The sequence below is a fragment of the Priestia sp. P5_B4 genome (assembly GCF_056400385.1).
Genome location: NZ_JBFULJ010000130.1, coordinates 1 through 8,027 on the forward strand (window position 1 = coordinate 1; position 8,027 = coordinate 8,027).

7 protein-coding genes are annotated in these 8,027 nt (G+C 36.3%); 6 read left to right on the plus strand and 1 reads right to left on the minus strand.

Going from position 1 to position 8,027, the window contains the following annotated elements:
- The first annotated feature begins 175 nt into the window (after positions 1-175).
- Together AC1DRF_RS12520 and AC1DRF_RS12525 are read left to right on the plus strand one after the other, a co-directional pair.
- On the plus strand, positions 176-1,996 hold the full coding sequence (locus AC1DRF_RS12520) for a cache domain-containing sensor histidine kinase (RefSeq protein WP_043981724.1): 1,821 nt from the start codon (positions 176-178) through the stop codon (positions 1,994-1,996).
- Positions 1,974-3,557: a response regulator gene (locus tag AC1DRF_RS12525; protein ID WP_477740855.1), complete on the plus strand. Its 1,584-nt coding sequence runs from the start codon at positions 1,974-1,976 to the stop codon at positions 3,555-3,557. Before AC1DRF_RS12520 ends, AC1DRF_RS12525 begins: the two co-directional genes overlap by 23 nt.
- Before the next feature lie 38 nt (positions 3,558-3,595).
- Here the strand turns inward: AC1DRF_RS12525 and yhfH are convergent, their stop codons facing one another.
- Positions 3,596-3,727 carry a protein YhfH gene (yhfH, locus tag AC1DRF_RS12530; RefSeq protein WP_080781675.1) on the minus strand — a complete coding sequence of 44 codons (132 nt, stop codon included), beginning with the start codon at positions 3,725-3,727 and terminating at the stop codon, positions 3,596-3,598.
- A 228-nt stretch (positions 3,728-3,955) separates the two neighbouring features.
- On the opposite strand from yhfH, the gene AC1DRF_RS12535 reads away from it, so the two are divergent.
- The 4 genes from AC1DRF_RS12535 to AC1DRF_RS12550 all read left to right on the plus strand — a co-directional run.
- Positions 3,956-4,687: an MBL fold metallo-hydrolase gene (locus AC1DRF_RS12535; protein ID WP_477740856.1), complete on the plus strand. Its 732-nt coding sequence runs from the start codon at positions 3,956-3,958 to the stop codon at positions 4,685-4,687.
- 15 nt (positions 4,688-4,702) lie between these two features.
- Positions 4,703-5,692, plus strand: coding sequence for a lipoate--protein ligase (locus AC1DRF_RS12540; protein ID WP_427076854.1), 990 nt, complete (start codon positions 4,703-4,705; stop codon positions 5,690-5,692).
- A 173-nt stretch (positions 5,693-5,865) separates the two neighbouring features.
- Complete coding sequence (locus AC1DRF_RS12545; RefSeq protein ID WP_427076853.1) at positions 5,866-7,398, plus strand: fatty acid--CoA ligase family protein; 1,533 nt, start codon at positions 5,866-5,868, stop codon at positions 7,396-7,398.
- 35 nt (positions 7,399-7,433) lie between these two features.
- Positions 7,434-8,027 (plus strand): enoyl-CoA hydratase-related protein (locus tag AC1DRF_RS12550; RefSeq protein WP_477740857.1); only part of this gene is annotated, 594 nt, incomplete at its 3' end.

An 8,027-nucleotide genomic window follows, 5' to 3' on the forward strand; every position in this document is an offset into this window, starting at 1 on the left:
CAATTTGGGCAAAAATGAAAAAATAAACAAGAAGTCCGCGTGGAAAACGCGGACTTTTTGGTGTGAAAAAATAGCTGGTTAGATTCATAGTTATGAAAAAATAATAGTTAATTGAAAGCGCTTTTAATGTATAATAATAGTCATAATGTATGACATTAGTCAAAGGAGGTTATTTGTGAAAGGCTGGAGCATACGCAAGAAATTAATTTTGTTTTTCTTATTCGCAACGGTTATTCCATTTTTAATTTCAACGATTTTTACGTATCAATACACAAAAGAAACGGTTAAGAACCGATTTATTTCTACCAACTATCAAGTTATTAAAAACGGAAGCAATGATTTGAGCGATTACTTAAATGAAATTGCTAATATTACAAAAAGGCTGTACGGCTACCACCCATTTATTAAGGTGTTAGATGAAGGTGTATCAAGTGACTTAGGAGCCAATCAACTGGAAATATCACGGACTCTTCTTTATTTATATAATACTCGTCCAGAGATTGAACAGCTCCATCTTTACATTGAAAACGGGCATGACTCGTATACAGCTTATAATTCGAAAGTGAGCAGCAGAGGAAAGTACGATGATATTTACACTCAGCCTTACTATTCTTATTTAAATAAAAATCATAAATTTCTTGTGATTGAGCCTACCCATGAAATTTATAGCTACAATAATTTATCAACGTTAATTGATTCACTGCCGAATCAAGTTATTAGCTTTCATCAGCGGATTGATGAGATTCCATCAGACAAGTTGTTAGCTTATCTATCTTTAGACATTAATATGACACAAATTCAATCTATATCGCAGCGTCTATATAATGAAGAGTCAGAAGATTTTTATTTAATGAACAATAAAGGGAAGGTTTTGTATTCCTCTAATTCAAAGGTTATTGGAAAAAATGAAAACTACGCGTGGGTGAAGGCGCTCACTTCTCAAAAAGACCATAGCATGGAATGGGAAGATAAAAGCTTCTCAGGCGTATTAATGTATGAAAAGCTTAAACAGCCCTTTGAGGACTTGTACATTGTGAAACGAATTCCTTACAGTGTTTTATATGAGGATGCAAGAAAGACAGCACTTATGAATGTATTAATTGGCCTGCCATTTTTGTGTATGCTCGTTATCGCTACGCTTTTTATATCAGTACGTTTTACACAGCCGATTAACGTATTGATTCGCAATATGAAAGAAGTGGAAAAAGGATCATTTGAGGTGCGGTTTAAGTCGCTTGGAAACGATGAATTTGGTGTTTTAGGAAGGCATTTTACCTCTATGGTAGAAACAATTAATGACTTGATTGAACGTAAATTTCGATTGGAATTAGAAAATAAATCAACGCAGCTAAAAGTACTGCAGTCACAAATTAATCCGCATTTTTTATACAACGCATTTCAATCAATTGGAACTCTTGCTCTTAAGCATAAAGCAGTTGAAGTATATTCTTTATTAACCTCACTTTCGCACATTATGCGTTACAGCATGAATATGAAAGAGGATATCGTTAGCTTAAAGCAAGAAGTCGATCACGTAAAAGCTTTCTTAAGTCTGCAAAAGCAGCGGTTTGGTTCAAAGTTTGAGTATGAGTTAAATATCGAAAAAGAAGCAGAGCTTATGCGAATACCGAAAATGATTTTGCAGCCTCTTGTTGAGAATTCTTTTAAGCATGGATTCGAAACCCGTACAGGAAGCGGAAAGCTACTGATTTCAGCGGATTTGAACGGTGAAGAACTGATTCTAACGGTTTCTGATAACGGAAAAGGGATAGGGCAACAAGAGTTGAATCAATTAAAAACGAGACTTCAGCAATCGTATAATCAAACAGATGAGCATATTGGGTTGCAAAACATTTATGAACGACTTCGCATCTACTATGGAGATCATGCTTCAATGCAAATTAGCAGTCAAGAAAATCACGATTTTACCGTTGTCATAAAGCTAACAACAATTGAAGAAAAGAGGGATAGTGATGAAAGTATTAATCGTGGATGATGAAGAGCATGTAAGAGAAGGAATAAAGCTGCTTGGACAGTGGGAAGAGCATGAAATTACAGATGTGATAGAAGCTGATAGCGGTGAGCAAGCGATTGCGCTTATCGAGGATCACGGACCGGAAATCATTTTTACTGATATGAAGATGCCTAATATCGATGGAATTGCTTTGTTGGAGTGGATTAAAGAGAATTCGCCTTCTAGCAAAACGATTGTGGTAACAGGGTATGATGACTACCACTATATGCGTAAAGCTATTCATTTTGGAAGTACGGATTATATTCTAAAACCAGTGGATCCTTCGATTTTAAACGATACGCTTATACGAGCTGTAACCCAATGGAAGAAAGAAGAAGAGTCCAGAAAAGTCCATAATAGCAGCTATCGTTTAATCAATGAAATGAAGCCGATTTATCGAGATCGAAAACTGACGCAGTTAATGAACAATTATTTGCTAAATCAATCAATCTATGAAGAGTTTGGTTTCCATCTGACTAGAGAGTATGAAGTGGGGATTGTACGTGTAGATGAATCCATCATTCGTTCTTTTGGCGGTGACCGGGATTTAGCCTATTTTTCAATTTTAAATGTAATCAATGAAATGCTGATGGCAGAAGAAAATGGGGTAGCCTTCCGTTATTTATCAAATAAGTGGGAAATTATTATTATATTTTGGAATGATTTTGAACGTATAACCTCTTTACTGACGACTTTACATACAGCCATTCGCCGTACGCTAGACGTGAGCTGTCGGATTGCAAGAGGGTGCAAAGTTTCTTCTATTGATCAGCTAATGAAATCCTATGAAGATGCGAAAAACTCGCTTTTATTAAGCAATGTTCTTGATCAAAATAAAGTGAAGGTCTACGGCGAGCAAGACGTTTTAGCAAGTGCTTTATTAATAAATATGATGGATTATAATAGTAAAATTGAARAAGCGCTGCAAGTCGGGAAGTTTGAAGCCTTTTTGCCGGTATTCAACGAAATTATCACAGCTTTTGAAGCACAAAATTATCTCTCATTAAAGCAAATTCTGCATTTTGAGCAGGAATATCAGCTGTTAAGCCAGCATTGGTTAAAAAGATATCACATTCCTTATACGATAAATAACGGTCCTGAATATGTTCTTTCTTTTTTCTATAACCAAGATGGGCAGTTTCAGCTAGCAAAGTATGTAGAGAGAAAGAAGCGTGAAGTAAAGCGCTTTTTAAAAGTAGTAAAAAGGTATAGCAAGAAAAACAATCGCGACGTTATTTATGAAATCGAACAATATTTGCAGCAAAATTTTCATCGAGATGTGAAGCTTCAAGAAATATCGGAACGTTTCTATCTAAGCCGTGAATACATTTCGAGGAAGTTTAAGCAAGAATTTCAAGAAAACATTTCAGATTATATGGTGAAAGTCAGAATGAATAAAGCCAAATCACTTTTACTAAATGAAGAACTAAAAATCTATGAAATTGCGAATATGATTGGATATCATGATGATAAATACTTTCGAAAAGTGTTTAAAAAAGTAGAAGGCATTACGCCAAACGAGTATCGCAGTTTGACCGTATAAAAAAAGCTGAAACTGTTATAAAACAGTTTCAGCTTTTTTTATTTCATGACATCTAGACAGTGATCACATTTGTTTCCGTAGCATTCATGCTGTTCCTCAATGTCGTTTCCGCATTCTACGCACTTTTTATTAGGTAATCTTTTGAAAAATTCAGTCATTTTTTCTAACATTTTAAATCCCCTCCGTTGTTTTTGTTACTAATATTGTATTATAACAGATGACAAAATGTCAATTATGTTTTATAACAATTTAGCCTGTTTTGCTATTCTAAGTGGTTATTTGTTATATAACAATGAGTTATTTCGATAAAATCGCCGAAACGCGTGCCTTTCAGTTAGTTTTCAAAAAAAAGTAGGGTATACTGAACGTAATAAAAATAGTACGAAAGGGTGATTGAAATGAAAGTAACTGTTATTGGTTTTTGGGGAGGATATCCGGCTGTTTCAGAAGCTACTTCTAGCTATTTAGTGGAGCACGATGGATTTCAGCTGCTTGTTGATTGTGGAAGCGGTGCATTGGCTCAGCTGCAAAAATATGCAAAGCCAGAAGAAATAGATGCTATAATTTTATCTCATTATCATCATGATCACGTGGCTGATGTCGSAGTATTTCAATATGCACGCCTCATTCAGACTCATCTAGGAAACGCTGTTAAGGAACTTTCTATTTATGGACATACATATGATCAGGAAAGCTTCAACAAACTTACTCATAAAGGAATTACTAAAGGGGTAGAGTATGATCCGAGTCAAAAACTTGAAGTTGGGCCTTTTACCATCGAATTTATGAAAACGAAGCATCCAGTCGTTTGTTATGCCATGAGAATAAGCGTCGGCAATCAAACTGTCGTGTACACAGCGGACTCTAGCTATTTAGAAGAGTTTATTTCCTTCTCAGACGAAGCAGATCTTCTCATTTGTGAATGTAATTTTTATGCTAACCAAGATGGAAGAGGCGCTGGACACATGACAAGTACAGAAGCCGGTACACTTGCTTCAAAAGCAAGTGTCAAACACCTCATGCTTACTCACCTTCCGCACTATGGAGAACATCAACAGCTAGTAGAGGAAGCTGCTGCTCATTATAGAGGTACGCTTACGTTAGCTGAATCAGGATATGTATGGGAATAACAAGGAGGAAAATGAATGTTATTTATTGATAATCAAAAAAACTATGATCCCCGAATTAACTTAGCAATTGAAGAGTATGCGCTCAAGCATCTAGACATTAATGAGACATATCTGCTGTTTTATATTAATGAACCTTCTATTATTATTGGGAAAAACCAGAACACCATTGAGGAGATTAATACAAAATATGTTGAAGATCAGCAAATTCATGTAGTGAGACGTCTGTCTGGAGGCGGGGCCGTTTATCATGATAAAGGAAATTTAAACTTCAGCTTTATTACGAAAGACGATGGAAATAGTTTTCATAATTTTAAAAAGTTTACCGAGCCGGTCGTGGAAGCGTTAAAGAAATTAGGAGTTAATGCCGAGCTAAGCGGACGAAATGATTTAATGGCTGAAGGACGGAAAATTTCTGGAAATGCTCAGTTTTCAACGAAAGGGAGAATGTTCAGCCATGGAACTCTTCTTTTTGATTCAGAGATTGAAAACGTCGTATCAGCGTTAAAAGTAAAAAAAGATAAAATTGAATCCAAAGGCATTAAGTCTATTCGAAATAGAGTAGCAAATATCAGCGAATTTTTAGAACAGAAAGTAACGGTGGAAGAGTTTAGAGAAATGCTGCTTCGATATATCTTTGACGGAGAAGAAAATATAACAGAATATAAACTAACGGAAAAAGATTGGGAAACGATTCATCAAATTTCTAAAGAGCGCTATCAGTCATGGGATTGGAACTATGGAAAATCACCTAAATTTAACTTACAGCACTCTCACCGCTTTCCTGTGGGACAAATCGACGTTCGTTTAGAAGTGAATAAAGGAAAAATCGATGCTTGCACCATTTACGGAGATTTCTTTGGAGTGGGAGATGTCGAGGAAGTACAGGAAAAATTAACAGGTGTTCGTTATGAAAAAGCTTCTATTGAACAAGTCTTAGAAGACATCGATATTCCACATTATTTTGGTAATATTACAAAAGAAGAGTTTGTTGAATTAATCTATTAAGAAAAAAGTCTGCTACATCAGGCTTTTTTTCTTTTTAAACAGATGAGTCTTGTCAATGGAACAGCAGTAACATTATAATAGAATAGAAGAAGTAAGAATTTTTACATTATTATGACTTAATAATGAATGGTTGTTCATTCATTCATTCATTATTAAAAGGAGGAAGTTATGAGATGAATTTGTCAGCACAGCTTCATAAAACAGCTGAGCAATTTTCACAAAAATCGGCATATGTTTTTATGGACCAGGAAACATCTTATGCAAATCTTGATGCATCGGTATCTAAGTTTGCTGATGGTCTGAAGCAATTAGGTGTAAAAAAAGGAGATCATATCGCTTTGATTGTCGGCAACTCGCCTCATTTTGTGATTGGATTGTACGGTGCTCTTCGAGTAGGAGCTACTGTTATACCTATTAATCCTATTTACACGGCGGATGAAATTAGCTACATGCTTCAGGATGGAGATGTAAAAGCAGTTATTGCGGTTGATTTACTTCTCCCTATTTTAAAGAAAATCATTGGACACACTCCATTTTTGGAACATGTTATCTTATGTGAAACGACAGATACAGTAGAAAATATACCTTCTTATTTTCACACGTTTTCGCAAGTTATAAACAGAGGAGAAGCTACATATGATTTTCTGGAGTTAAAAGAAGAAGATGTGGCTATCATTCTGTATACGTCAGGAACGACTGGAAAACCAAAAGGAGCTATGCTTACACATAAGAATATTTATTCAAATGCTCAAGACGTAGCAGATTATTTAAGTATAAATGGGAATGACCGAGTCGTAGCTGCTTTGCCGATGTTTCACGTATTTTGTTTAACTGTTTCATTGAATGCGCCTTTAATGAATGGAGGAACGATATTAATTGAACCAAAATTCAGTCCATCTTCTATATTTGAATTAATTCAAAATCGACAAGCGACTATTTTTGCCGGCGTTCCCACAATGTATAATTTCTTACTTCAGCATGACAAAGGGAAAAAAGAGCACTTTCACACGGTAAGGCTTTGTATATCAGGTGGGGCATCAATGCCGGTGGCACTTCTAACCAATTTTGAACGTAAGTTTGGGGTAATGGTAGCAGAAGGGTATGGATTATCTGAGGCTTCTCCTGTGACGTGTTTCAATCCGATTGACCGAGAGAGAAAAGCCGGTTCTATAGGCACATCTATTATGAATGTTGAAAATAAAGTGGTGAACGAACTAGGAGAAGAAGTAGAAGTAGGACAAGTTGGCGAACTTATCGTCAAAGGCCCTAACGTGATGAAAGGGTATTACAAGCTTCCAGAAGACACGGAATATGCTCTCCGAGATGGTTGGCTGTATACAGGTGACTTAGCAAGAATGGATAAGGAAGGTTATTTTTATATCGTTGACCGTAAAAAAGATTTAATTATTGTAGGAGGATATAATGTTTATCCTCGCGAAGTAGAAGAAGTGCTATATGCGCATCGGGATATTGTAGAAGTGGCTGTTATCGGAGTCCCTGATCCTTCTTTAGGTGAATGTGTGAAGTGTTACGTGGTTTGCAATAATCAAGAGATAACGGAAGAGAAGCTTATTGCCTATTGCAAAGAGCACCTTGCTAAATATAAAGTGCCAAGTGAAATTGAATTTTTAAAAGAACTTCCTAAAAATACAACGGGAAAAATTTTACGTCGTGCATTGAAGCAGCAAGTATCTCAGGAACGATAAAATGAAAGCGATTCCAAGTTGGAGGTGGTAAAAGGATGTCATCTATTTCTTATGAAATGAAGGGACACGTCGCCCATGTGATACTGAACCGTCCGGAAGCGATGAATGCTTTTAATTACGATATGCTTAAAGAATTGGAAGAAGTAATTGAAGGAATTCGTATTCAAAAAGATATTCGAGTTGTGACGTTTAAAGGAGCAGGTGAAAAGTCTTTTAGTGTAGGGGCCGATTTAAAAGAACGTAAAACTCTCTCTGATCAAGAGGTAAAGCGCAATATTTACAAAATAGGAGAAGTGTTTTCGAAGATAGAGCAGCTTCCGCAGCCAACGATAGCAATCATCAATGGATATGCATTTGGAGGAGGAATGGAGCTGGCTTTAGCATGTGATTTCCGGATTGCTTCAACCGAAGCGCTTATGGGTTTAACGGAAACAAGCTTAGCGATTATACCAGGCGCAGGAGGAACACAGCGTCTCCCTCGGTTAGTTGGGGAAGCAAAAGCAATGGAACTCATTTTAACAGCTCAGCGTCTCTCAGCATCAGAAGCGAAAGAATGTGGTCTAGTAACGAAGGTGGCTCCCGGATATGAAATAGAAGAAACAATAGATATTTTTATCTCTCTTTTATTG

What these genes read in the sequence shown, in the direction of transcription:
- yhfH (WP_080781675.1), bottom strand. Translation starts at nt 3,727, where the DNA reads ATGTTAGAAAAAATGACTGAATTTTTCAAAAGATTACCTAATAAAAAG.
- AC1DRF_RS12540 (WP_427076854.1), top strand. Translation starts at nt 4,703, where the DNA reads ATGTTATTTATTGATAATCAAAAAAACTATGATCCCCGAATTAACTTA.
- AC1DRF_RS12545 (WP_427076853.1), top strand. Translation starts at nt 5,866, where the DNA reads ATGAATTTGTCAGCACAGCTTCATAAAACAGCTGAGCAATTTTCACAA.